Origin of the sequence: Bacteroides hominis (genome assembly GCF_033042785.2) — a bacterium.
Lineage (GTDB): Bacteria > Bacteroidota > Bacteroidia > Bacteroidales > Bacteroidaceae > Bacteroides > Bacteroides hominis.
In genome coordinates, this window is record NZ_CP178829.1 from 2,564,982 (window position 1) to 2,591,375 (window position 26,394).

The 26,394-nt window shown below is 44.5% G+C and carries 20 protein-coding genes and 1 pseudogene; 18 read left to right on the forward strand and 3 right to left on the reverse strand.

What is annotated here, in order from left to right; translation table 11 throughout:
• Positions 1-57: 57 nt before the first annotated feature.
• The 9 genes from R3O62_RS10695 to R3O62_RS10735 all read left to right on the forward strand — a co-directional run bounded on the left by R3O62_RS10695 (position 58) and on the right by R3O62_RS10735 (position 11,073).
• A complete protein-coding gene (locus tag R3O62_RS10695) occupies positions 58-1,290 on the forward strand; it encodes a Cof-type HAD-IIB family hydrolase (protein ID WP_005776021.1) in 1,233 nt (410 codons plus the stop codon).
• Positions 1,287-2,396: an isochorismate synthase gene (locus tag R3O62_RS10700; RefSeq protein WP_022011861.1), complete on the forward strand. Its 1,110-nt coding sequence runs from the start codon at positions 1,287-1,289 to the stop codon at positions 2,394-2,396. The genes R3O62_RS10695 and R3O62_RS10700 overlap by 4 nt, the downstream gene beginning before the upstream one ends.
• A gap of 16 nt (positions 2,397-2,412) precedes the next feature.
• Positions 2,413-4,080 (forward strand): 2-succinyl-5-enolpyruvyl-6-hydroxy-3-cyclohexene-1-carboxylic-acid synthase, encoded by a 1,668-nt coding sequence (gene menD / locus R3O62_RS10705; protein ID WP_005776024.1) that lies wholly within the window; start codon positions 2,413-2,415, stop codon positions 4,078-4,080.
• A gap of 4 nt (positions 4,081-4,084) precedes the next feature.
• Complete coding sequence (locus R3O62_RS10710; protein ID WP_186993648.1) at positions 4,085-5,089, forward strand: hypothetical protein; 1,005 nt, start codon at positions 4,085-4,087, stop codon at positions 5,087-5,089.
• 18 nt (positions 5,090-5,107) lie between these two features.
• Positions 5,108-5,932, forward strand: coding sequence for a 1,4-dihydroxy-2-naphthoyl-CoA synthase (gene menB, locus R3O62_RS10715; RefSeq protein ID WP_005776026.1), 825 nt, complete (start codon positions 5,108-5,110; stop codon positions 5,930-5,932).
• Between the two features lie 47 nt (positions 5,933-5,979).
• Positions 5,980-6,999, forward strand: a complete 1,020-nt coding sequence (locus R3O62_RS10720) for an o-succinylbenzoate synthase (RefSeq protein ID WP_269110115.1) — start codon at positions 5,980-5,982, stop codon at positions 6,997-6,999.
• Positions 7,000-7,010: 11 nt separating this feature from the next.
• Complete coding sequence (locus R3O62_RS10725; protein WP_195341698.1) at positions 7,011-8,105, forward strand: AMP-binding protein; 1,095 nt, start codon at positions 7,011-7,013, stop codon at positions 8,103-8,105.
• A 70-nt stretch (positions 8,106-8,175) separates the two neighbouring features.
• Positions 8,176-9,033: an endonuclease/exonuclease/phosphatase family protein gene (locus R3O62_RS10730; RefSeq protein ID WP_032530816.1), complete on the forward strand. Its 858-nt coding sequence runs from the start codon at positions 8,176-8,178 to the stop codon at positions 9,031-9,033.
• 24 nt (positions 9,034-9,057) lie between these two features.
• Positions 9,058-11,073, forward strand: a complete 2,016-nt coding sequence (locus R3O62_RS10735) for a glycoside hydrolase family 97 protein (RefSeq protein ID WP_317473020.1) — start codon at positions 9,058-9,060, stop codon at positions 11,071-11,073.
• Here the strand turns inward: R3O62_RS10735 and R3O62_RS10740 are convergent.
• Positions 11,050-11,649: an RNA polymerase sigma-70 factor gene (locus R3O62_RS10740; protein ID WP_005776032.1), complete on the reverse strand. Its 600-nt coding sequence runs from the start codon at positions 11,647-11,649 to the stop codon at positions 11,050-11,052. The two genes, R3O62_RS10735 and R3O62_RS10740, sit on opposite strands and share 24 nt — an antisense overlap.
• A gap of 165 nt (positions 11,650-11,814) precedes the next feature.
• Between R3O62_RS10740 and R3O62_RS10745 the strand changes: the two are divergent.
• The 8 genes and pseudogenes from R3O62_RS10745 to R3O62_RS10780 all read left to right on the forward strand — a co-directional run bounded on the left by R3O62_RS10745 (position 11,815) and on the right by R3O62_RS10780 (position 23,832).
• Positions 11,815-12,826, forward strand: a pseudogene (locus R3O62_RS10745) (FecR family protein).
• A gap of 308 nt (positions 12,827-13,134) precedes the next feature.
• Positions 13,135-16,440, forward strand: a complete 3,306-nt coding sequence (locus tag R3O62_RS10750) for a SusC/RagA family TonB-linked outer membrane protein (RefSeq protein ID WP_032542953.1) — start codon at positions 13,135-13,137, stop codon at positions 16,438-16,440.
• A gap of 12 nt (positions 16,441-16,452) precedes the next feature.
• Positions 16,453-17,997 carry a SusD/RagB family nutrient-binding outer membrane lipoprotein gene (locus R3O62_RS10755; RefSeq protein ID WP_005809684.1) on the forward strand — a complete coding sequence of 515 codons (1,545 nt, stop codon included), beginning with the start codon at positions 16,453-16,455 and terminating at the stop codon, positions 17,995-17,997.
• 26 nt (positions 17,998-18,023) lie between these two features.
• On the forward strand, positions 18,024-19,076 hold the full coding sequence (locus tag R3O62_RS10760) for a glycoside hydrolase family 18 (protein WP_005818929.1): 1,053 nt from the start codon (positions 18,024-18,026) through the stop codon (positions 19,074-19,076).
• 17 nt (positions 19,077-19,093) lie between these two features.
• Positions 19,094-20,230: a DUF1735 and LamG domain-containing protein gene (locus R3O62_RS10765; protein WP_005809678.1), complete on the forward strand. Its 1,137-nt coding sequence runs from the start codon at positions 19,094-19,096 to the stop codon at positions 20,228-20,230.
• 22 nt (positions 20,231-20,252) lie between these two features.
• Entirely contained in the window at positions 20,253-21,266 is a 1,014-nt protein-coding gene (locus tag R3O62_RS10770) for a BT_3987 domain-containing protein (RefSeq protein WP_317473021.1), read from the forward strand.
• A 245-nt stretch (positions 21,267-21,511) separates the two neighbouring features.
• On the forward strand, positions 21,512-22,780 hold the full coding sequence (locus tag R3O62_RS10775; protein ID WP_005809672.1) for an MFS transporter: 1,269 nt from the start codon (positions 21,512-21,514) through the stop codon (positions 22,778-22,780).
• Positions 22,781-22,833: 53 nt separating this feature from the next.
• Entirely contained in the window at positions 22,834-23,832 is a 999-nt protein-coding gene (locus tag R3O62_RS10780) for a glycoside hydrolase family 130 protein (protein ID WP_005809670.1), read from the forward strand.
• 103 nt (positions 23,833-23,935) lie between these two features.
• On the opposite strand, the gene R3O62_RS10785 is transcribed toward R3O62_RS10780, so the two are convergent.
• Complete coding sequence (locus tag R3O62_RS10785) at positions 23,936-24,409, reverse strand: Dps family protein (RefSeq protein ID WP_005776042.1); 474 nt, start codon at positions 24,407-24,409, stop codon at positions 23,936-23,938.
• Positions 24,410-24,549: 140 nt separating this feature from the next.
• On the opposite strand from R3O62_RS10785, the gene R3O62_RS10790 reads away from it, so the two are divergent.
• Positions 24,550-25,476, forward strand: coding sequence for a hydrogen peroxide-inducible genes activator (locus R3O62_RS10790; RefSeq protein WP_005776043.1), 927 nt, complete (start codon positions 24,550-24,552; stop codon positions 25,474-25,476).
• A gap of 103 nt (positions 25,477-25,579) precedes the next feature.
• Here the strand turns inward: R3O62_RS10790 and R3O62_RS10795 are convergent, their stop codons facing one another.
• Positions 25,580-26,335: a NigD-like protein gene (locus R3O62_RS10795; protein ID WP_005776044.1), complete on the reverse strand. Its 756-nt coding sequence runs from the start codon at positions 26,333-26,335 to the stop codon at positions 25,580-25,582.
• Positions 26,336-26,394 lie beyond the last annotated feature (59 nt).

Consider the following 26,394-nt stretch of genomic DNA (forward strand, 5'->3'; position numbering starts at 1 on the left):
AGGGGCGATGTTGCCTTAAAAATTTTACCTTTGTAATCTAAACAAAAACTCGAAGTCATGAAGTATAAATTGTTAGTCCTTGATGTAGACGGGACATTGCTTAATGATGAAAAGGAGATTACTCCACGTACCCTCGCTACCTTATTGAAAGTGCAGCAGATGGGTGTACATCTTGTTTTAGCATCGGGCAGGCCTACCTATGGGATTTTGCCATTGGCTAAAAAACTGGAATTGGGTAACTATGGCGGATATATCGTGTCTTATAACGGTGCGCAGGTTATTAATGCAAAAAATGGAGAAGTATTGCTTGAGCGGCGTATTAATCCGGAAATGTTGCCCTATTTGGAGAAAAAGGCACGTAAAAACGGATTTTCTATCTTTACATACACCGAAGATCGGATGATTGCCGATTATGCTAATAATGAACATATTCTTTGGGAAGCACGTCTCAATGGGATGGAGCTGATTGAGGAACCCGAATTTTCGGCAGCTGTAGATTTTGCTCCTTCCAAATGTATGTTGGTCAGTGATGATGAAGAAGCATTGGTAGCTTTGGAAGAACATTGGAAGAAACGTTTGAACGGTGCACTCGATGTATTCCGTTCGGAACCTTATTTTCTTGAAGTGTTGCCTTGCGGTATCGATAAGTCTACCTCTTTGGGAGCACTGTTGTCCCACCTTGATATTACACCCGAAGAAACGATTGTGATAGGCGACGGTGTCTGCGATGTTTCGATGATACAGTTTGCCGGATTGGGTATTGCCATGGGGAATGCCCAGGACTCTGTGAAAGTTTGTGCCGATGTGGTGACTGCATCGAACGAAGAAGACGGAGTTGCCCTTGCCGTAGAAAAGGCGATTCTTGCAGAGATCCGTCCTGCCGAGATTCCACTTGATCAGTTAAACGAGCGTGCTCGTCACGCATTGATGGGGAATCTGGGTATTCAATATACTTATGCGTCCGAGGACCGGGTTGAGGCTACCATGCCGGTGGACGAACGAACCCGACAGCCTTTTGGCATTCTGCATGGAGGGGCTACTCTGGCATTGGCCGAAACTGTAGCCGGATTGGGGTCGATGATTCTTTGCCAGCCTGACGAGATTGTCGTTGGTATGCAAGTCAGCGGTAATCACATGTCATCTGCCCACGAAGGAGACACGGTGCGGGCTGTCGGCACCATCATCCACAAAGGTCGTTCATCTCATGTCTGGAATGTGGACGTATTTACGTCGACCGACAAGTTGGTGTCTTCTATTCGGGTGGTGAATAGTATATTAAAGAAGAGATGACGTCAGAAGAAACAAATAATTGTGAGATTATAGATGAGTTGATCCGGCAGGGAAGAAGTTTTGCGATGTATCGCAATCCGGGGGAAGAAGAACCTCACTTTCTGATGCAGACTTACGGAGAAGTACGTTTGGTTCGGGAAATGGAAGAACTAAACGGACAGACAGGTTTTGTTATCGCTCCTTTCCGGGTTACTCCGCAATGTCCTATCATATTGATTCAACCGGACTGTCAAGAAATTCCTTCCTGTGCAGGCAGCCCGCGCAGGAGTGTGCAGCCTGTCTGCACAGAGGTGTGCAACCGGTCTGCACAAAACGAACGGCCTGTGAGAGCAAAAGAAGCTTATGCAGCCTGTTTTGATATTTTTATCCGGGCTTTACGGGCACATACTTTTGATAAGCTGGTGCTGTCCCGCAAAGTGACGGTGAAGAAAGAACCGGGGTTCTCTCCTGCAAGCGCTTTCTATAAAGCTTGCAGGCGTTATATTTACTCCTATGTCTATCTTTGCTATACTCCGCAAACGGGAGTGTGGATGGGCAGTACACCGGAAATCATTTTATCGGGTGAGAAGGGAGAGTGGAATACTGTGGCATTGGCCGGAACCCAGTCTTTACAAAATGGTGAACTTCCTCAGCATTGGGATGAGAAGAACCGGGAGGAACAGGAATATGTAGCCGCATATATCCGTAATCAACTCCGATCGTTAGGTATTTCTCCGGTGGAGAAGGGACCTTATCCGGCTTTTGCCGGAGCTTTATCGCATCTGAAAACCGATTTCCGTTTCTCACTGAACGATAGTCGTAAATTGGGGGATTTGTTGAAGCTATTGCATCCTACTCCGGCTGTGTGCGGATTACCCAAGGAGGAAGCCTATCGGTTTATTCTCGATAATGAAGGTTATGACCGCAGTTATTATTCCGGATTTATCGGGTGGCTCAAACCGGAGGGGAAGACGGACCTGTATGTCAACCTACGCTGTATGAATGTGAAAGAGGATACTCTGACACTTTATGCCGGAGGTGGGTTACTGGCATCTTCCGAATTGGATGATGAATTTCAAGAGACTGAAAAGAAGATGCAGACGATGAAGAACTTGAACTCTTTATAAATAACTTAATAGAGCGATGTATTCAGATAAGGAAAACATATTGCAGTTGGTAGCGTTGCTTCGGGCACACGGAGTGACGAAAGTGGTCTTATGCCCCGGAAGCCGGAATGCTCCGATTGTACACACACTTGCCGGACATCCTGATTTCACCTGTTATTCGGTAACAGACGAGCGGAGTGCCGGTTTTTTTGCTATCGGGCTTGCCTTACATGGCGGAAAACCTGCGGCAGTCTGTTGCACATCCGGTACGGCTCTGCTGAATTTGCATCCTGCCGTGGCGGAAGCCTATTATCAGAAAGTACCTTTAGTAGTTATTTCTGCCGATCGTCCCGCAGCTTGGATTAACCAGATGGATGGGCAGACTTTACCGCAACCGGGTGTCTTTCAGTCGTTGGTGAAGATGTCTGCGAACTTGCCTGAGATACATACCGACGAAGACAAATGGTATTGTAACCGTTTGCTGAACGAAGCATTACTTGAACTGAATCACCATGGCAAAGGACCTGTGCATATTAATGTACCGGTTTCGGAGCCTTTGTTCCAGTTTACGGCAGATGTTCTTCCCGAAGAGCGTGTTATAACACGTTATCAGGGACTGAATGTTTATGATCGCGATTACGACGGTCTGATTGATCGGCTTAATAAATACAACCGGCGCATGATAATTGTCGGACAGATGAATCTGATTTACCTGTTTGAGAAGAAATATTCAAAGATGCTGTATAAGCAGTTTGCTTGGTTTACCGAACATTTGGGTAACCAGACTGTTCCCGGTATTCCGATCCGGAATTTTGATGCTGCTTTATATGCCATGTCTCCGGAAATGCAGGAAAAGATGATGCCCGAACTGGTAATCACTTATGGAGGACATATCGTCTCCAAGCGGATGAAAAAATTCCTTCGTCAACATCCGCCCAAGGAGCATTGGCATGTGTCGACGGATGGTGAAGTGATTGATCTGTTCCAAGGTTCACTCACGACGGTCATTGAAATGGACCCGTTTGAGTTCCTTGAGAAAATAGCTTTCTTGCTGGACAACCGTACACCAGAGTATCCTCGGCAATGGGAAAATTTTTGCAAAGAACTTCCCCAACCAGAGTTGCCCTATTCGGAGATGTCTGCCATAGGAGCGTTGATAAAGGCTTTGCCTGCTTCATGTGCTTTACACCTGGCCAATAGTTCGGTTGTACGCTATGCTCAACTATACCCTTTACCCGATACAATAGAGGTTTGCTGTAACCGTGGAACAAGTGGTATCGAAGGTTCTTTATCGACAGCAGTCGGTTATGCCGCTGCCTCCGGAAAGTTGAATTTTGTGGTCATTGGGGACCTGAGTTTTTTCTATGACATGAATGCGTTGTGGAATAATCATTTCGGAAGTAATCTCCGCATACTTCTCTTAAATAATGGGGGAGGAGAAATCTTTCATACTCTGCCCGGCTTGGAAATGTCCGGCACTTCGCATCGTTTTGTGACTGCCGTACACAAGACGTCTGCTAAAGGGTGGGCTGAAGAACGTGGCTTCCTTTACCAGGAAGTGCAGGATGAAAATCAGCTGGACGAAGCAATGAAGGTTTTCACCCAAGCCGAGTTATTGACTCAGCCTGTGTTAATGGAAGTTTTCACAAACAAGAATAAAGATGCACGTATTTTGAAAGACTATTATCATCAACTAAAAAAATAAGATTATGATTAAGCAAGGGGTGATGTTGATTGGTGGCTTATTGCTGTTTGTTATAAGCCCACTTGTGGAGAAGGTTGGGGCCATGTCTCCCGGGAATACCGTATTACAGGAGGTGACGGCTCATGTAGATACAATCGATTTTAGGTTGGCCTCTGCCGAAGAAGCTAAACGCCTGATAGTGGTTGAGGATCATTATACGCGTAACTGGACTCCGTTTGATATTGCAGCCCGTCTTGAGAATCCCGAAGGAAAAAGAGAAGATCTCGTCAGTCTGGCTATTGGTGAAGTTCGTGAATGGACTCCCCGGGAGGCGCAACAGATTGAACGGATCAGAAAAAGCCTGAATGACACGATTCGTAAGTATGGTTACCGGATTCCTTTCCCGAAAGAAATAGTATTGGTAAAAACAACAATGAAAGATGAAGGAGGAGCCGGAGGGTATACTCGCAGTAACTGGATAGCACTGACTGACGTTACTTTTCAGCGGGGAAACGAGCAGTCGCATACTCGTCTGTTGGTGCATGAAATTTTTCATATCCTGACACGTTTCAATCCCGGATTCAAAAAGAAAATGTACGAGGCTATTGAATTTAATATTCTGCCAAAAGAGATTGAATTGCCCGAAGATATTCGGGAATACCGGATTTCCAATCCCGATGTCAGCCGTTGGGACAGCTATGCCACTTTTACAATCGATGGTAAACCTCAGAATTGTACCATGGTTATATATGCCAACAGGCCCTATACCGTTGGTAAGTTCTATCAGTATATCAATGTCGGTTTGATTCCTTTGGATAAAGCATTCAAACCAGTTCGGGAAAATGGCAAGACAGTTATTTATCCGTTGCAGAAAGCTGCCGACTTTTTTGATAAGGTTGGGCGGAATACCGGATACGTTATCGATCCGGAAGAGGTGATGGCAGATAATTTCGCTATCGCAATGTTGAACAACCCCAATGTAAAGACACCCGGACTCCAGAAGAAAGTACAGGAATTATTAAAGAAATAACCATTAAAATGAATAAAGATGGAAACGAAAAGAGAGTGGACTCCTATTAAAGAATATGAAGATATTCTATTTGATTACTATAATGGCATTGCTCGTATTACAATTAACCGCGAGCGTTATCGCAACGCTTTCACACCGACCACAACCGGTGAGATGAGTGATGCTTTGCGTATTTGTCGTGAAGAGCCTGACATTAATGTCGTGGTACTGACCGGTGCCGGTGACAAAGCTTTCTGCTCGGGAGGTGACCAGAATGTAAAAGGACGAGGCGGATACATCGGTAAAGACGGGGTGCCCCGTCTGAGTGTGTTGGACGTACAGAAACAAATCCGTTCGATACCTAAACCGGTTATTGCCGCTGTCAACGGATTTGCTATCGGTGGCGGACATGTACTGCACGTAGTATGTGATCTTTCCATTGCCTCCGAGAATGCAATCTTCGGCCAGACCGGACCGCGTGTAGGTAGCTTCGATGCAGGATTCGGCTCTTCTTATCTTGCCCGTGTGGTGGGACAAAAAAAAGCTCGTGAAATTTGGTTCCTTTGCCGCAAGTATAATGCTCAGGAAGCTTTGGATATGGGACTTGTCAACAAGGTAGTGCCTTTGGAAAAACTGGAAGACGAGTATGTCCAATGGGCCGAAGAGATGATGCAGCTCAGTCCATTGGCGCTCCGCATGATTAAAGCCGGCTTGAATGCCGAACTTGACGGGCAGGCAGGTATTCAAGAGTTAGCCGGTGACGCGACTCTGCTTTATTATCTTACCGATGAAGCACAGGAGGGCAAGAATGCATTCCTTGAAAAGCGCAAACCAGATTTTAAGCAATATCCTAAGTTCCCATAAGTAAAAAAGGCCTTCTTGATGGGAGGCCTTTGCTTTATAGTATTCCTATGTATACAATAAATATTATTCCCCATATCCTCCATTTCAAGCAGCCAGCAGGAACTTCCCGCGGTACCTATACTACCCGGAAGGTTTGGTATATCTATCTTTCTACGACAGAGTATCCGGAACGTGTCGGAGTGGGAGAGTGTGCTCCGTTGCCTAAACTGAGTTGTGACGACCTGCCGGATTATGAACAAATACTCTGCAATGCTTGCCGGTGTTTGGAGCAGACAGGCAAATTGGATACGGAAGCTTTGCGTGATTATCCTTCGATTCTGTTTGGACTTGAAACAGCTCTTCGTCATTATGAAACTCAGAGTTGGGCATTATGGGATACTCCTTTTTCCCGGGGAGAAACCGGTATACCCATCAACGGACTTATCTGGATGGGCGATTTTGATAGGATGTTGCAACAGATCGAAGTAAAGATGCAGTCAGGATACCGTTGCATCAAACTGAAAATAGGTGCGATAAACTTCGAAGAAGAATTGGCACTGCTGAAGCATATCCGTGCTCATTATTCGGCGAGGGAAATAGAGTTGAGAGTGGATGCCAATGGTGCTTTTTCACCCGTTGACGCTATGGAAAAACTGAATAGGTTGGCTGAATTGGAACTACACTCCATCGAACAGCCCATCCGTGCCGGGCAGTGGGAGGAAATGGCCCGCCTGACGGCAGACACTCCGCTTCCCATTGCATTGGACGAAGAACTGATTGGCTGTAATACTCCCGAAGGAAAACAAGATCTGTTGACGTCTGTCCGTCCTCAATACATTATATTGAAACCATCTTTACATGGTGGAATCAGTGGTGGTAATGAATGGATTGCAGAAGCGGAAAAGCAGCATATCGGTTGGTGGATTACTTCTGCACTGGAATCGAATATCGGACTGAATGCTATTGCACAATGGTGTGCTACTTTCCGTAGTCCGCTGCCTCAGGGATTGGGAACCGGACTGTTGTTTACAGACAATATCGAAATGCCCCTTGAGATTCGAAAAGATTGTTTATGGTTTTGTAAATAAAAGAAATACTTATGATATTTAATCGGGAAGAACAACAGCTGATGCTGGAAGGCAATTTGCTTTCCCAGGAAGATGTAAAAAGACTTGTTGCCAGTTGTACAGACGCAACGCCGGTATTTCTGTGTGAACTCTACCGTTTTCTGGACGATTGGTTCAACGATTCTCCTTATCTTACTGTAAAGACGTCCGGTTCTACCGGAACACCCAAACAAATGAAGGTCCTTAAAGACCGGATGATGCAGAGTGCCCGGTTGACTTGTGAGTATCTGGGGCTTCGGCGGGGGGATAGTGCGCTATTGTGTATGCCTTTGCAATACATTGCCGGAAAGATGGTTGTGGTGCGGGCTTTGGTTGCCGGGCTGAATCTGGTTGTCCGCACTCCTTCCGGTCATCCGATGGCGGATTTGGATCAGCCGTTACGTTTCTCGGCAATGGTTCCGCTGCAGGTTTACAATACTTTGCAGATAGCCGCAGAAAGAGAAAGGCTCTGCCGGACTGATATTCTTATAATTGGCGGTGGTGCGATAGATGCCGGTCTGGAAGCTGAGATACGTCAATTACCGGGTAAGGTGTATTCTACGTACGGCATGACGGAAACCCTGTCGCATATTGCTTTAAGACGGCTGAACGGACCGGATGCGAGTACTCTTTATTATCCTTTTCCTTCGGTACGACTTTCTTTGTCACCCGAGCATACATTGATTATTGATGCTCCGCTGGTTTGCGATACGATTTTGGTGACAAATGATGTGGCGGAAATAAATTCGGACGGTAGCTTTTCTATCCTGGGCAGAAAAGACAATACCATCAACACCGGAGGTATCAAAGTGCAGGCGGAGCAGGTGGAAGATATACTGCGTCCTTGGATACATGTTCCCTTTGCCATCACTTCCGTTTCCGATGCCGCATTAGGGGAGGCCGTTGTTCTTTTGATAGAAAATGGAGGGTATACGGAACGGTTGGAGGAGAAGATGAAAGAGCTTCTTACCAAGTACCAGTTGCCTAAAATGGTTTTTTCAGTGGGCACTATACCCTTGACGGAAACAGGGAAAATAAATCGTGCCGGTTGCCGGCAATTAGCTGCTACTTATCAGGTGGGGCGTTAAGTGTTTTTTCTTTTTCAGTTGTATCATATACGGAATGGCTTTAAATTTAATAACCAACACATATAAACTAATGAATAAGATTTACTTTTTTATCGGAGCTTTTATTACCCTGCTTCTGGCGGGTTGCAGTTCCAGTCCGATTTCACATGTCCGTTTGGCTACCTTCAACATCCGTTACGATAATCCGGGCGATAGCCTGAATTCTTGGAAATACCGTAAAGACCGGGTTTGTGAGTTTATCCGTGAAAAACAACCGGATGTACTGGGCATGCAGGAGGTGTTACATCATCAGTTAGAAGACTTGTTGGCCGGACTGCCCGATTATGCCTATGTAGGCGTGGGACGTGAGGATGGAAAAACTCAAGGTGAATATGCTCCGGTTTTCTATCGGAAAGATAAATATGACTTACTGGACAGCAATACATTCTGGTTGTCCGAACATCCGGATAGTGTCGGTAAACTTGGTTGGGATGCTGCCTGTACCCGTGTTGCCACCTGGGCTAAACTGAAGGAGAAATCCACCGGAAAAGAATTCCTGATGGTAAATACTCATTTTGATCACGTAGGGACAGAAGCCCGGAGGAACAGTGCATTGCTTATTATTGATAAGATAAAAGAGATAGCCGGTACACACCCCTCTATGATGACCGGAGACTTTAATGTTTCTGAGGAATGGGAAGCTTATAAAACAATTACATCCAATGAGTTCGTATTGAAAGATGCGTGGAAGATAGCTGCGAAACAGACAGGAGAAAGCTATACTTTCCATGATTTTGGAAGGGTACCGGTGGCTGAGCGGGAGAAGATTGATTTTATTTTCGTAACTCCGCAAATAAAGGTGGCGGATGCGGAAATTATTTCTTCCGCGATTACAGACTCTACCTATTTGTCTGATCACAACGCACATTTGGCCGACCTGGAATTCTAAACCACATAAACAGATTACATGACCATGAAACAAAACTTGCATTTGTTATTTGTCGCTTTTATACTGATGAGTTTTTATAGTTGTACTCCGAAGACTGAGTTATCCTCTCCGGACGGACACATCAAGGTGGCTTTTGCAACAGAACCTGACGGAAAGATGGTTTATCGGGTGGCGGTCAATGATACTCTTTTGTTGGACAACTCATCGCTTGGTTTCGAGGCGAAAGACGGGATCGACCTTAATCAAGGATTTCGTGTCGTGAAAACTACGTTTACAGATAAAGATGAAACCTGGACCCAACCGTGGGGAGAGAATAAAACGAACAGGAATCATTATAATGAAATGGCGGTTTTCTTGAAGAACGATGCCAATATAGAGTTAACTCTTCGTTTTCGTGCATTTGATGACGGTATAGCTTTTCGTTATGAATATGAGGTGCCCGGCGTTGACTCTTTGCTCGTCACCGACGAATTGACTGCTTTCCGCTTTCACGAAGATGGAATTTCCTGGTCAATTCCGGCCAGCTTCGAAACCTATGAATTGTTGTATTCGGAACAGAAGATCAGTGAAGTGAAGAATGCCAATACTCCTTTCACTTTCAAAACTCCCGGTGGGATATATGGCAGCATTCATGAAGCTGCTCTTTATGATTTTCCGGAGATGACACTAAAGCAGGATGGAGGCCATGCTCTAAAGTCGGAACTTGCTTCCTGGCCTGATGGTATCAAGGCTCGTAAAGGGAATAATTTCATGACATCATGGCGTACCATTCAGATTGCTCCGGCAGCTGTCGGCCTGATTAATTCATCCTTGATTCTGAATTTGAATGAACCTTGTAAACTGGAAACTACCGACTGGATTAAACCGATTAAATATGTTGGCGTTTGGTGGGGAATGCATCTGGGGGTAGAAACCTGGAAGATGGATGACCGTCACGGAGCCACAACCGCTAATGCGAAAAAGTATATCGATTTTGCTCATGACAATAATATCGAAGGAGTATTATTCGAGGGGTGGAACGAAGGCTGGGAGAGCTGGGGTGGTATGCAGAATTTTGATTTTACCAAACCGTACGCTGATTTTGATATTGATGAAATAGCCCGTTATGCACGTGAGAAAAATGTTCAGATCATCGGACATCATGAAACCGGAGGAAATATTCCCAACTACGAACGCCAGATGGAAAAAGCGATCAAGTGGTATACCGAAAAAGGTATTCATATACTGAAAACCGGTTATGCGGGTGCTTTTCCCGACGGACATTCGCATCACGGACAATACGGAGTCAACCATTACCAAAAGGTAGTTGAAACGGCTGCTCGTTACCATATGACTTTGGATGCGCACGAGCCTATCAAAGATACGGGAATACGCCGTACCTGGCCCAATATGATGACTCGTGAAGGTGCTCGTGGGATGGAGTGGAATGCCTGGAGTGAGGGAAATCCTCCTTCCCATCACGAGATGCTACCGTTTACCCGTTTACTGGGTGGCCCGATGGATTATACTCCGGGTACTTTCGACATATTGTTTACACAGACGAAAGATTCTCCTAAACGTCAGAAGTGGAATGACCAGGATAAAGGCAATAGCCGTGTCAATACGACACTGGCCAAACAGTTGGCAAATTGGGTTATCTTATATTCCCCGTTACAGATGGCTTCTGATATGATCGAGCATTATGAAGGACATCCTGCTTTCCAGTTCTTTCGTGATTTCGATCCGGACTGTGATGAATCAAAAGCATTGGCCGGTGAGCCGGGAGAATTTGTAGTGATAGTGCGCAAGGCTAAACAGAATTATTTCTTGGGAGCTTCTACGAATGAGGAACCACGGACTTTACCGGTCAGCCTTGATTTTCTGGAAAAGGGGAAGACTTATAAAGCAATAATCTATGCTGATGGCGAGCAGGCTGACTGGAAAACCAATCCGACCGAATATCAGATTACGGAACGGGAGGTGACGGCAAGAGACACAATAAATATCCGCATGGCCGCCGGTGGTGGGCAAGCCATCTCATTTATGCCCTTGCAGAAATAGAAACAGCATGATAAGAGGGAGGTAATCCTTCAATTCCGAACGCAATATTTTCAGGGCTTGCCCTATGCGATAATTGACAGTTTGCGGAGAGACGTTTAGTTTCTCCGCAATTTCTTTATGAGTCAGTTGTTGATTTCGGTTCATTTCATATGCCTGACGAAATTCTGCCGGTAGCTTTCTTAAAGCTTCTTCATACAACCTGAAAAGTTCGTTTTCCAGATAAAAGTCAGGTGAAGAAAATTCGCTTTCATATTTTTCGGCAATTTCCAGATGTACCTTACGCTTTATTTCGAAATGGGAGATTTTATTAAGTGCCTTGTTCTTGACAATAGTAAAAAGAAGAGTTTTTAAGGTTAGTTCCGGAATGAGGGTTTTTCTGTTTTCCCATAACCACATCATGGTGTCCTGCACGATTTCTTCCGATTCACTCAGTGTGACGTACTGAGAACAAAAGACGCATAGTCCGCGAAAGTAATGGCGGTAAACATTGTCAAATACTTCTTCGCACCCTTCTCTCAAGGCTGATATAACGGCATTATTATCATTTATGTTTAGGTTAGTCAGAGTCTGTGCCATTCTTTTTTTCATTGTTATTAGCGAACAAACGTAGCTAAATTTTCGGTACTGACAAAATGATTCTTCGAAGAAAAAAAGTTTGTGTTTTTATTTAGTAACTTTGCTTTCTGAAATGTATTATACATAACAACGTATGATATAGGTATAAAAGATTTGGTTAATACAATGGATGAAACAAAACTACTGAACTACTTGAAAGGAGAATCAGATGCTGAAGAGTGTCTGGAAGTAGAGACATGGTACCATGACTCTGCGGAACATAAAAAACAACTTGAACAACTATATTATATGCTTTTTGTCGGTGAGCGCAAAGCGGTGATGGATGCGGTGGACACCGAAAGTTCACTGAGCGCTTTGAAGGATCGGATGAAGCAGAAAGAGCCGGATAGAAAATCGGTGGGTAAAATGCGTGTTTCAAAATGGAAGCGTTATGCAGTACCTTTGGCTGCCTTTTTGTGCGGTTTACTGATTTCTACCGGAGCTTTGTATTGGATGTCTTCCGGCAAGTCTGACGGATATGTTTTTGCTACGGAAGCCGGTCAACGGGCACGTGCTGTTTTGCCGGATGGCACGAAGGTGTGGTTGAATGCTTCAACGCAGCTTGTTTATAAACCTTCTTTCTGGAAGCGGGAAAGATTGGTTGATTTGAATGGTGAGGCTTATTTTGAGGTCTCTCATAATAAGCACAAACCCTTTGTTGTTAATAGTAAAGATGTCAGGACTTGTGTGCTCGGTACAAAATTCAATGTCCGGGCACGCTCGTCCGAAGCAAAGGTTGTGACGACTTTATTGAAAGGATTGGTGCAAGTGCAGCTGCCGGGACAGTCCGAAGAAGAAGGGATCTTACTGAAACCGGGACAAACGTTGAGTGTGGATATCCGTACGATGCAGTTGATGCTTACCGAGGCTGATCCGTCCGGGTGATGTGTTGCTTTGGATTAACGGAAAACTGAAATTCGAACAAGCTACACTCGTGGAGATTGTGCAATGTCTGGAAAAGCATTTTGATGTACATTTCATTATTTCTGATGCACAGTTGAAAAAAGAACGTTTCACCTGTACTTTTAGTACGGATGATGATATCAGACAAATTCTTTCTATACTTGCTCTTACCAAACGTTTTGATTATAAATGTGAGGATAATAACATAATATTGACTCCCAAGGTGGGTAGATAGCGATTTATTATTATAACCTAAATCAGTAAAAGGGACTGTTTCCAATGTGGAATGGTTCCTTTTTTTATTTCTCAATCTGTATTCTTATTCTTTTTTTATTCTTTTTTTGAAAAAAGTCGCTTCTTGATTTAGTATGCTTATAGGTTGAAATGTATTATTAGCAGAAAAGTGAATATAGTTAACCCTAAAATCTGTAACGATGAACAAGGACCCTTAATTAAAAACCAACCTTAATATGAATTAGCAGTTTTCTTTTGCTAAACCTTTCAATTTTTACCTAAAACATTTTCTAATTAAAAAAGAACAAGATGAAGAAATCAGTGAAACACAAGTTTCAGTACTTGCTATTTTTTCTATTGTCGATGCCTGCTTTTATTTTTGCTTCAGCGCAAGATATCCGGGTAAATATCGACTTCACTAAAGCCCCTTTAGGTAATGTCCTGGATGAAATCGGACATCAAACCTCATTATCTATCGTGTATAACACCAGGGATGTTAACCCCAATCAACCCGTTTCCGTTAAAGCTACTAATGAAAATATTACGTCTGTGATGAATCGTTTGCTTCGGGGGACGGGGATTTCCTATTCTATTATGAACAAACACCTCATTCTTTCAGCTAATGATAAGGATAAAGCTATTCAGCAGGAGAAAATTACGGTTACGGGAAATGTCTCGGACGCTAAAGGCGAACCATTGATCGGAGTAAGTATACTGGTGAAAGGAACATCCAACGGGACAATCACCGATATGAACGGACACTTTTCAATATCGGCTGCCAAAGGAGATGTCATCGAGATATCCTATATCGGCTATGCTTCGCAGGTCATTACAGTGACAGACTCTAAGCCACTGAAAATTGTGATGCAAGAAGACACGGAAGTGCTCGACGAGGTTGTTGTAACGGCTTTAGGTATCAAGCGGGCACAAAAGGCATTGAGCTACAATGTGCAACAAGTGGGTGGCGATGCCATCAATACAGTGAAAGATGCCAATTTCATTAACTCTTTGCAGGGCAAAGTTGCCGGAGTAACGATTAACAATTCCGCCGGTGGTGTCGGTTCGGCCTCCAGGGTAGTGATGCGAGGTACTAAGTCTATAACAAAGGATAACAATGCCCTTTATGTAATCGACGGTATTCCAATGTTCAATGTCAGTTTTGGCAAGAGCGAAGGTTCCTTTGCTACCCAGAGTGGTTCGGACGGTGTGGCCGACCTTAATCCGGATGATATTGAAAGTATTAATATGCTGACCGGTCCTTCCGCAGCTGCTTTATACGGCAATGCGGCTGCCAATGGAGTTGTATTGATTAACACGAAAAAGGGATCTGCCGAGAAGACAACTCTGACAGTCAGCAATAATACCATGTTCTCTGATGCGTATATTATGCCGGAGATGCAAAACCGGTATGGAAATAATCCGGGAGAATTTGCAAGCTGGGGCAATAAAACCAGACAGGGTTATGATCCTGCCCGTTTCTTTAATACCGGAGTGAATGTAATTAATGCCATCTCTTTCTCGACCGGAACAAAGAAAAACCAGACTTATGCATCGGCTTCAACAACGAATGCAACCGGTATCCTGCCTAATAACAGTTATAGCCGTTACAACTTCTCAATCCGGAATACGGCTACTTTCCTGAAAGATAAACTGACTCTGGACATCGGTGCCAGTTACATCATCCAGAATGATAAAAATATAACGGCACAGGGACAATATTTCAATCCGTTGCCGGCATTATATCTGTTTCCTCGTAATGATAATTTTGAGGAGATCCGTATGTTCGAACGTTATAGCGAGAGCCGTGGGGTGAATGCGCAGTTCTGGCCTTACGGGCATCAGGGGCTGAGTTTGCAAAACCCGTACTGGATTATGAAACGCATGAACCGTAAAACAGAAAAGAAACGTTACATGATCAATGCAAGCCTGACTTATAAACTTACGGATTGGCTGAACGTTGCGGGCCGTGTTAAAGTAGATAATTCGGATATTCGTTTGACTCAGGAGCGTTATGCATCTACCCTGACTACTTTTGCGGGAGCCAATGGTTTCTACTCGGACCAGAACCGTACAGACCGTAATACATATGCTGATATTATGGTAAATATCGATAAGAGGATAGGGGATTTCTCGCTGAATGCCAATATCGGTGCATCTATTAAAGATTTGGTTTATGAACAAATGGGTAATGAAGGCGATCTGGCCGGTATACCCAATTTCTTTACAGTGAGAAATATTAATTATGAAAGTAATTATAAGCCCAAACAGTTCGGATATCATGATCAGTCCCAGGGAGTATTTGCGAATATAGAATTAGGTTGGCGCAGCATGGCATATCTGACCTTGACCGGACGGAACGACTGGGAGTCGCAGCTTGCCTTTACTAAACACTCCTCTTTCTTCTATCCTTCCATCGGCGGATCTGTCGTTCTGTCGGAGATGTTCCGGTTGCCCGAGTTCATCTCTTATGCGAAACTGCGTGGTTCATACAGTTCGGTGGCTTCGTCTTTCGAACGTTATTTATCGAATCCCGGCTTTGAGTTCAATGAACAGTCCCATCAGTGGGGCTCTTCAACAACTTTGCCTGCCACTAATCTGAAGCCGGAAGACACACGTTCGTGGGAGGTGGGTTTAAATGCCAGATTATGGAACCACTTCAGTATAGATGCCACTTACTATCATTCGAATACGTATAACCAAACCTTTAACATCACCCTGGCGTCGTCGAGCGGTTATTCTTCGGCTATTGTACAGACAGGTAATATCCAGAATTATGGTTTGGAACTGGCATTGGGATATAATAATACATGGAGGGATTTCAGCTGGAACAGCAGCTTGACTTACACCATGAATCGTAATAAGGTGAAACGTCTGGCCAGTGGCGCGACGAATCCGATAACCGGTGAAATCATCGATATGCCGGAGTTGCGTATGGCTGTGTTGGGAGCCGACGGATATGGTCCCAGAGTCATCCTGAGAGAAGGTGGAACGATGGGGGACCTGTATGTAGATAAAGGGCTTCGTACGGATGGTAACGGAAATATCTGGGTAGATCCCCAGACAGGTAAAGTCGGAGTGCAGGACTATGCCGAACCTAAAAAAATAGGTACGATGAATCCTGATTTCAATATGGGATTCAGCAATACCTTCTCTTATAAAGGCGTTAGCCTGGGCGTGGTTCTGACCGCGCGTGTCGGTGGATTATGCGTGTCGAACACTCAGGGTATACTCGATTATTACGGTGTGTCCAAAGCTACAGCCGATGCACGTGATGCCGGCGGAGTGTGGATCAATAACGGATTCGTAGATGCCAAGTCTTATTTTCAAACCATCGGAGGCTCTACCGGAGGATTGGGACAATACTACACTTATAGTGCGACGAACGTACGCCTTTCTGAGTTGAACCTGAGTTATACATTACCTCGTAAGTGGTTTAACAATAAAGTGGGCATAACGGCAGGTATCGTAGGAAAGAATCTTTGGATGATTTATTGTAAAGCCCCGTTCGATCCGGAAATGACCCCTTCTACTACCAGCAATTTCTATCAGGGGGTAGATTACTTTATGCAGCCGAGCACACGTAATATTGGCTTCAATGTTAAGTTTCAATTTTAAAACAAGTCTATTATGAAAAATAAAATATTAAATATGGCTTTGGCCGCAGCTATCACGCCACTCTTGTGTTGCTGTACCAGTAATTTTGAGGAATACAACACTAATCCGTACGAACCCCATTCACTTAATCCGCCCATGCTGTTTGCAACAATGATTACTACCGGAATCAATGTACAGCAGAATGACAATCAGATGATTGACCAGATGGTAGCGGGACCTTTTAGCGGCTATCTGACAATGGCTAACTCATGGGGTGGTTCTAACTTCAATACATTCAACCAGACGGAATCCTGGAATCAGATTCCTTTCAATACGCCTTTTGAGAAATTCTATTCCAACTACTTTAAATTGGAAACGGCAACCGGCGGAAAAGGTCACTATTGGGCAATGGCGAAGCTGCTTCGCGTAAATACAATGTTGCGTGTGACCGATTGTTACGGCCCCATTCCCTACAGTCAAGTGGCCAATGGCAAAACGGCTGTTGCATACGACAGTCAGGAAGATGTATATAAACACATGTTTGAAGACTTGGATTATGCAGTACAGATATTGGGCGAATTTGTAGACGAGGTCGGCGGATTGAAGCCGTTGGAGGGCTATGATCCGGTCTATAATGGAGATTATAATAAGTGGATGCGTTTTGCTAATTCGCTTAAATTGCGTCTGGCTGTCCGTATCAGTAATGTGGCGCCCGAACTTGCCCGTGCGAAAGCTGAGGAAGCGGTGAAGAGTGCCCGCGGACTGATAGATACGAATGATAATAATGCATATGTCGGTGTAGGTGCCGAACCCAATCCGCTGTGGCTGGTAGCCTCCAGTTGGGGCGAAATCCGTATCAATGCCACTATTGCCAGTTACATGAAAGGGTATTCCGATCCTCGTAGCGCAGTCTATTTCACGACATCCAAGTTGGGAGGCAATAGCCCGTATATGGGTATGCGTTCGGGATTGGAAGGAGTGAAGCCGGCCACTTATGCAGGATACTCTATGCCCAATTACGATCAGAAAGACGATATGTTGATGTTCTGTGCGGCTGAAACAGCCTTTTTGCGTGCTGAAGGTGCTCTGCGTGGTTGGGATATGGGAGGTAGTGCCCGTGACTTCTACGAACAAGGCGTTAAACTTTCATTCGACCAGCGGAAAGTGGGTGGAGCAGAAGAATATCTGGCAAATGCAGTGGCAGTGCCTGAACCTTTTGTCGACCCGACTAACCCGGTTAAATGCAATTATACACCGAAAACCAAGATAACGATTGCGTGGAATGAAGGTGCTCCTACGGAAGAAAAACTGGAGCGTATCATTACTCAGAAATGGATAGCCAATTTCCCTCTGGGCTTTGAAGGTTGGGCCGATTATCGGCGTACAGGTTATCCGGAAGTGTTTCCATCTGTCAGCAATCTGAGTAACGGAGTAATTGACACCAACCGGCAATTGCGACGTTTGCCTTTCCCATTGTCCGAGAAGCAGGGAAATGCTGCCAATGTTTCGGTAGCCGTCTCAATGTTGGGGGGCCCGGATACTGGGGCTACCGACCTTTGGTGGGCTAAAAAGAATTGATGTTTAAGCTAAAAAGAGAAAAGAAAATGAAAAAGAGATATTTAAATATAGTGGTTTTTGCGTTGTTCGTCAGTATGCTTCTGGGTTGCAGTGACTGGACCAAACCCGAAGCAGAGGATTTTTTTGAAATGCCGGGAAATGACTACTACGAGAATCTGAGAGCTTATAAACGTTCGGAGCATTCGGTTGCGTTTGGCTGGTTTGGAGGCTGGACAGGTGTGGGAGCTTCGATGGTGGGGAGTCTGATGGGACTTCCCGATAGTGTGGACTTCGTTTCCATCTGGGGAAACTGGAAGAATCTGGATGAAGCCCGGATGCTGGATAAGAAAAAAGTGAAAGAACTGAAAGGTACGCGTGCATTGATGTGCTTTATCGTAGCTAATGTAGGCGATCAGTTGACCCCCGAAGAGTATAAAGAGAATTATAAAGAATATTGGGGGTGGAAAGATGGAGATCAGGAAGCTATCGACGGCGCGATCAGAAAATATGCAAATGCCATTTGTGACTCCATCGATAAGTATGGATATGATGGTTTCGATATCGATTATGAACCTAATTATGGATCTCCCGGAAATTTGGCCAGCTATCCCGAAAATATGCTCACTTTCGTAAAGGCGTTAGGAGAGAGAATAGGACCCAAATCGGGCACGGGGCGACTGCTTGTGATCGATGGTGAGCCACAAAGCATTCATCCGGAAACCGGACCTTATTTTGATTACTTCATCGTGCAGGCATACTCCAACCTTGCGGGTAACTCCGATACTAATCTTGACAGGCGGCTGGCCGGTACAATTGCCAATTTTAAAGAGGTACTCACTCCCGAAAAAGTGGCTAATATGTACATCGTCACAGAAAATTTCGAATCCTATGCTCCGACAGGAGGAGGCGATTATGTAGATCGTTACGGAAATAAAATGCGGGCACTTGCCGGAATGGCACGCTGGACTCCGGTCATTGATGGTAAACAAGTTCGAAAGGGCGGAGTAGGGACATATCATATGGAATATGATTATCCGGGCGACGTTGAATACAAATACTTGCGTGAGGCAATCAGAATTATGAATCCCGCTGTAAAATGACTTAAATGAATTTGATTATGAAAAGAATAACAATAAAATCTTATTTGCTTGCTTGTGTTGTTCTGCCGATGATTCTGGCTGGATGCGAAGATGCCGATTACCGTGTGATTGACAATGCTATTTATCTGAATGAAGCATCCGAGAATGGTTCGGCAAAGGTTACGGTTGATCCTGAAAATGTTACCACAACTACTTTGACCGTACGCATGGGGCAGCCTGTTGCCGGAGATGTAACTGCTGTTTTGACGATTGACCCCTCTATTCTTAAAGAGTACAATGAAGCCAATGAAACTTCGTACGAGGTTCTTCCTGAACAATATTTTTCTTATGATAAAGAGATAAAGATTCAGGCGGGTGATGTAAGTGCCGTACCATCAGAATTTAAGGTGAAACCTTATTCGAATGAAAACGGAGAACTCTATGCCATTCCGGTATCCCTCACCGAAATTCAAGGACCGGTGTCTACGATCGGGCTTTCGTCGAAGTTTATTATTTTACTGGACAAGCCGCTGATACAGTCCGTGCCGTTTATGAATACAACAAATGCTGTAAAACCGTCCAAAGAAGGTTTGTGGGGAGTGACAACCAACGAATGGTCGCTTGAAGCCTGGGTACAAATGGATGGCTTTGACATTAATAATCAGGCTATCTTCAATTCGGGTAGCAAAGACCATGAGGTATATATCCGTTTTGGTGACGCTATGATTCCTTATAATTCATTGCAGGTGAAAACGCTGGGAAGTCAGGTTAATACGGTGACTTTGTTTGAGAAAGACAAATGGTATCATCTGGCGTTTGTCTATAATTCTTCCGGATTGTTATCGATTTATATTAACGGGGTGCTTGATGTGACTTTACAAACGAAAGGAGGCCCGGTACGGTTCGACACGATGAACATGGTTTCAAGCGGCAGCTACTTCCGGAACAATTGCCAGATGGCTCAGGTACGTCTTTGGAAGACAGCGATCAGCCAGACACAAATTCAGTCTAACATGTATTTTGCCGTGAAACCCGCTGATCCGAACCTGATAGGCTACTGGAAAATGGACGAGGGCAAAGGAAATGCTTTTGCCGATTGTACCGGACACGGATACGACCTCACGGCAGGAGGGACCCTTGTATGGAAAGAGCATGTTCGTTTTGATAAACAATAACTATGTAAAAGAAGAATAAGATATGAATAGACATTTGAATTTTGTGACCTTAATCTGTTTGATAACAGGGTTTGTATCATTGGCTTCGTGTAGTAACGATGATGATGAAATGAACAAATATCAAAAAATATATATCAGAACGGGAGTAGCACCGGGGGCTGAAATGAGTGCTGTAGTAGTGGTAGATCGCGTAAGTAATTCATTTACCGCTGACCGTTCTGATTTTGAAATACAACTGTGTGCCGTACAACCCGTTTCACGGGAGGTCACCGCTACTTTAGGTATCGATACCCTGAAAGTAAATGCTTATAATTCGGCTAAGAAGACGAAATGCGAGTTATTGCCCGGAGATAATTATGACATTGAGAAAAAAGAGTCCACTCTGAAAACCGGACAGACTGTGGCCGAGTCTTCTTTCCGTGTGGTTTTGAAGAACATAGAGAAATTGAGCAACCCTGACGGATACGTACTCCCGGTGATGCTTAAAGAAGTTACCGGTATGGACGGACAGGGTGTAAGTACATCTATGAATACGGTCTATATCCGGATTTATGCCAGCATACTCTATACCGGCTATACGAAGCCTGCAGATTGGGCGGCAGTGGACCGCAGTGCATGGGATGTAAGTTGCAGTAATGCATACGCAAACGATGATGCCAGATATGGTGCACATCTGGCTATCGATGGTGAAGCAAATACATCTTGGTTTTCGTGGGGAGTAGCCAATGCTGGAGAGTGCTGGTGGAATACAGTATTGCCCCGGCCTGTTACTTTGGCAGGATTTTCGGTTACTAAACAGAGTGCTTACGGATCGTCATACAATCTGAAAAGTGCGGAGATCAAAGTCAGGAAAGACGGAGCGACAGAATGGGAGACTTATCAGAGGACTTTGACTTTCAGGAGCTTTAAAGGAAACGAGCCGCAGTATGCAGTCATCGAACCACCTATCGGGGATGTTAAAGAGTTCAGGATTGATTGTCTGAGCCCGGATAGTTATACCGGATTTGCGGAAATAAATTTATTTGTGAAGCAATAGAGGTGTTTAGATTGTAGATAAGGGGGAGAAGCATCGGGGCCATGGGGTTTCGGTGCTTCTTTTGTGTACTTCATCCCGACAGAGCAAAAAAAAGAACCGGTAAGGATTAGTGATTTTGTGAAGTCAGTTGTATTATTATGTAGTGAATGCAACTTCTTGTCGTAATTTTGGGCTATGTTTTTAATATCCCCTATCTTTGCTTACTGGAATTGTTAACCGATGGAATTATTATAAAAAACTAACTGATGAATAAAAAGCCGATAAGCCCTGTATGTTGGGTGCCTACTGTTTACTTTGCGATGGGATTGCCGTTTGTGGCCCTTTCGATGGTTTCTGTCCTTATGTTTTCCGATATGGAAGTGTCGAATGCACAGATTGCTTTCTGGACTTCTCTCATTATGCTTCCCTGGACATTGAAGCCTTTATGGAGTCCGTTTCTGGAGATGTTTAAGACGAAGAAGTACTTTGTTGTCGCTACAGAAATCATTACCGGACTGGCATTTGCGTTGGTGGCACTTTCGCTGCCGTTGCCCGATTTTTTTCGTTATGCCATCGCTCTGATGGGGATCATTGCTCTCAGTGGTGCGACTCATGACATTGCGGGTGACGGAGTATACCTGACGGAGCTGACTGCTACCCAGCAAGCCAAGTATATCGGTTGGCAGGGAGCTTTTTATAATCTGGCCAAGATACTTGCCAACGGAGGCTTGGTTTGGCTGGCAGGTATGCTGAAGGATGAATTTGGAGTGGTACATGCCTGGATGATTGTGATGTTGATGTGTGCGGGTATTATGATTTTGATCGGCCTTTACCACATTCGGATTCTGCCTTCGGGAGGAGGTGCTTCCGGTGAAGTAAATACGGTGAGAGATGCATTGAACGTGCTTTGGGAAGTTATTCGTTCTTTTTTCCAAAAAAAACATATTGCTTTCTACATTGTCTTTATCATTTTGTACCGATTTGCCGAAGGATACGCCCTGAAGATTGTACCGTTGTTCCTGAAAGCACCGGTTGCAGATGGCGGATTGGGGCTTAGTACTCAGGACATCGGATTGGTATACGGTACGTTCGGAGCAGGAGCATTTATCCTCGGTTCGCTCTTGGCGGGTTATTACATCTCGGCTTACGGACTTCGGAAGACCTTGTTTTCTTTGTGCTGCGCTTTTAATATTCCGTTTTTGGTATACTTCCTGTTGGCACTTTACCAACCCTCTAACCTGTTGATTATCGGTACGGCCATTGTATTTGAATATTTGGGGTACGGATTTGGTTTCGTCGGATTAATGCTCTTTATGATGCAGCAAGTAGCCCCCGGCAAACACCAGATGGCACATTATGCTTTTGCCACCGGTATCATGAATTTAGGAGTAATGCTTCCGGGGATGATGAGCGGATATCTGAGCGACTGGCTGGGTTATCGTGATTTCTTTGTCTGGGTGCTGATCGCTACCATACCGGCTTTTGTCGTCACTTGGCTGGTACCTTTTACGTATCCGGACGGAAAGAAGAAATAAAAGAGAATTTCAATATAAATGAGATATATACATAATATTAATTTAATCGAATCATGGAAGAATTTAAAATTGCAGGTGCTGCTTTGCCGGCCATGCCTTGGGAAGAACGTCCGGCAGGATGCAAAGATGTAGTGTGGCGTTGTTCGGCAAATCCGATTATTCCGCGCGACTTGCTCCCTACTTCAAACAGTATATTCAACAGTGCCGTAGTTCCGTTTAAGGATGGCTATGCAGGAGTGTTCCGTTGTGATGATACCAACCGTCGCATGCGTCTGCATGTGGGGTTCAGTAAAGATGCCGTTCATTGGGACATCAATGAAGAGCCGTTGAAGTTTCAATGTGACGATGCGGAGATCGGGAACTGGGTTTATGGATATGATCCCAGGGTTTGCTTTATTGAGGACCGCTATTATGTGACTTGGTGCAACGGTTATCATGGTCCTACTATTGGTGTTGCTTATACCTATGACTTTGTAACGTTCCATCAGCTGGAAAACGCCTTTATTCCTTTTAACCGGAATGGAGTTTTGTTTCCTCGTAAGATAAACGGCCGTTTTGCCATGTTGAGTCGTCCGAGCGACAATGGACATACTCCTTTCGGAGATATTTTTTATAGTGAATCTCCCGATATGGAATTTTGGGGACGCCATCGTCATGTAATGTCTCCGGCTCCGTTTGAAGACAGTGCCTGGCAGTGCACCAAGATCGGTGCAGGACCTATTCCGATTGAAACATCAGAAGGCTGGTTGCTGATCTATCACGGTGTATTAGCTTCATGCAATGGTTTTGTGTATAGTTTCGGTTCCGCATTGCTTGACCTTGATGAACCCTGGAAAGTGAAATTCCGTTCGGGGCCTTACTTGATTTCACCCCAGAAAGAGTACGAATGCATGGGCGATGTGCCTAATGTCTGCTTCCCGTGCGCGGCGCTTCATGATTCGGAGACCGGACGAATTGCCATCTATTACGGATGTGCAGATACGGTGACGGGACTTGCATTCGGATATATTCCGGAAATTATAGAATTTACAAAACGTACAAGTATCATCTGAATCGGATAAAAGAGAAAGGGTGTAGCTATCCTGCCGGGATGGCTACACCCTTTTGTCTGTATGGCTACACCCTTTAGATAAAAGGGCGTAACCCTGTTTGGAGTTATCCGTTGTATGCTGTCAGCATCCAAACCATTTTTTCCTGTTCCTTCAGATAGTCGCTCATCATAGCCACTGTTACCTCATCGTTGTGTGAAGAGGCGAGAGACAGGACTTTACGCTCTTCTGCTATCAGGTGCCCGTAAGTTTCAAGAATATGATTCAACGCGTCATCGGCTTTGCTCACTCCGTCCACTTCCTTGATTTGTGCCATCTTCAGGTAGTCACTGTACTTATTGGCGGGAGTTCCTCCCAGCATCAATATGCGTTCGGCTATTTCGTCCACCTTTTCGGCAGCTCCGTTATAGAGGTCTTCGAATTTACCGTGCAGTACGAAGAAACCGTGTCCTTTGATATTCCAATGAAATCCTCTTAAGTTTGCATAGTGAATTTGAAAATCGGCAAGTAATTGCTGCAATGATACTACGATGTTGTTAGCTCCCTTTTCATCCAAATGTGTATAATTTAAAGTTTTCATAATGCTATTGTTTTTTTGAGTTAATACTATATATCTTCTTTTTATCTGGAACAAAGATACGGCACAAAATGATTCGTGTCAAACTGAAAATTTCTATCTTTGCATTGATAGATTCTATATCTTTAATAAATCAGAGAACGATGACTATACAACAATTGGAATATATTCTGGCCGTCGATCAGTTCCGGCACTTTGCAAAAGCTGCCGAGTATTGCCGGGTGACGCAACCTACTTTGAGTGCGATGATCCAGAAACTGGAAGACGAATTGGGAGTGAAGCTGTTCGACCGCAGTATGACTCCGGTTTGTCCCACTTCCATCGGTAAGAAGGTGCTGGAACAGGCACGCAAAATCCTTTCGGAAACTACCTGCGTCAAGGAGATTATCAATGAGGAACAGCATTCTTTGTCCGGTACGTTCCGGCTGGCCGTATTGCCTACGATTGCACCTTATCTTTTGCCTCGTTTTTTTCCGCAACTGATGGAGAAATACCCCGATCTTGATATACGGGTTATGGAAATGAAAACACCGGATATCCGCAAGGCTTTGCTGACGGGTGAAGCAGATGCCGCTATCATTGCCAGCCTGCTGGATGATGCTGCATTAACAGAGGAGACTTTGTTTTATGAGCAGTTCTTCGGTTACGTTTCGAAAAAGGAACCATTGTTCAAACACGATGTGATTCGTACGTCCGACGTGACCGGAGAGCGGCTTTGGCTTCTTGACGAAGGACATTGCTTTCGCGATCAGTTGGTCCGTTTCTGCCAGATGGAAGCGGTAAAGGTCAGCCAAATGGCTTATCGCTTGGGCAGTATGGAGACTTTTATGCATATGGTGGAGAGCGGTAAGGGCATTACATTTATTCCGGAGCTGGCAGTGATGCAACTGAGCGAAGAACAGAAGGAACTGGTCCGTCCGTTTGCCATCCCAAGGCCCACTCGCCAGATTGTCCTGGTTACACGAAAAGACTTTATCCGTACCAGCCTGCTGCAAGTATTGAAAGAAGAGATCCAGGCAGCAGTCCCCAAAGAGATGCTTACTTTACAGGCTGTTCAGTGCCTGGTATAAAAAAAACAGCGGCGATATTTTCACAAACATCGCCGCTTTATTTCTTTTATATATCAGAATTATTCTTAGTTTTGTCAAATTTGTGCAGGTGTCTTCTGTTGTTTTATTGAGAATGAAATGATTTTATTTTTAAGTTCTTATCTTCATTGATATCTATTGTGATATACTGTATGTTGTCATAAATCGTGTTTACACGGAGCTTTATTCCTTTTGCTGTCGGCAACAGATCGGCTATATTGGCCAGTTTGAAGGAGACGAGGCTTGAACCCAGTTTACTGGGAGAGTCGTCAAAGGCGTTATGCCTGAATTCCAGACAGATATATCCGTCGTCTTCAACAGGACCTGTAATTTTGTTTTGTACCAGATTCAGCATGTGCTTTTTATTCTCGTCCATACTGCCCAGATATTGGTATTCGATGGTGAGATAATCCTTTGTAAGTGCATGCGCCGTGACGTTGATGCGGTCGTCTCCAATGCTGTCCGCCGTTGCTTCCGTCAGCGGGATGATATCCTTTGTCAGTATATCTTCTATCGTGAATATCTTACCGTTTTCATATCCGGGCTTTTCTTCTCCTTCCATCTTCACGTAACCCACAAAAACCCTCTGTCCTTCTGCGACGGTGTATTTCCAGTTGCGAATATCGGCCGTATCTGCGGGGAATACGTTATTTCCATTGTCCAGGGCAATAAAAAAATCCCTCGGGGTGTCCGCATTGGGAATTTTCATTGTACCGATGGCCAGTATTCCACCCGGAGGACAAGTGACCCAATAATCATTGTCTTCATTGTCCAGACAAGACTGCAGGATGGGCATTAGTGCCAGAATGAGGGTAAAAGTAACTAATTTAAATCTTCTCATAAGTTCCTGTTGGTTTTAGTATCCTATTTATTCATTGAGATTTATTCTTCGCTGTATTG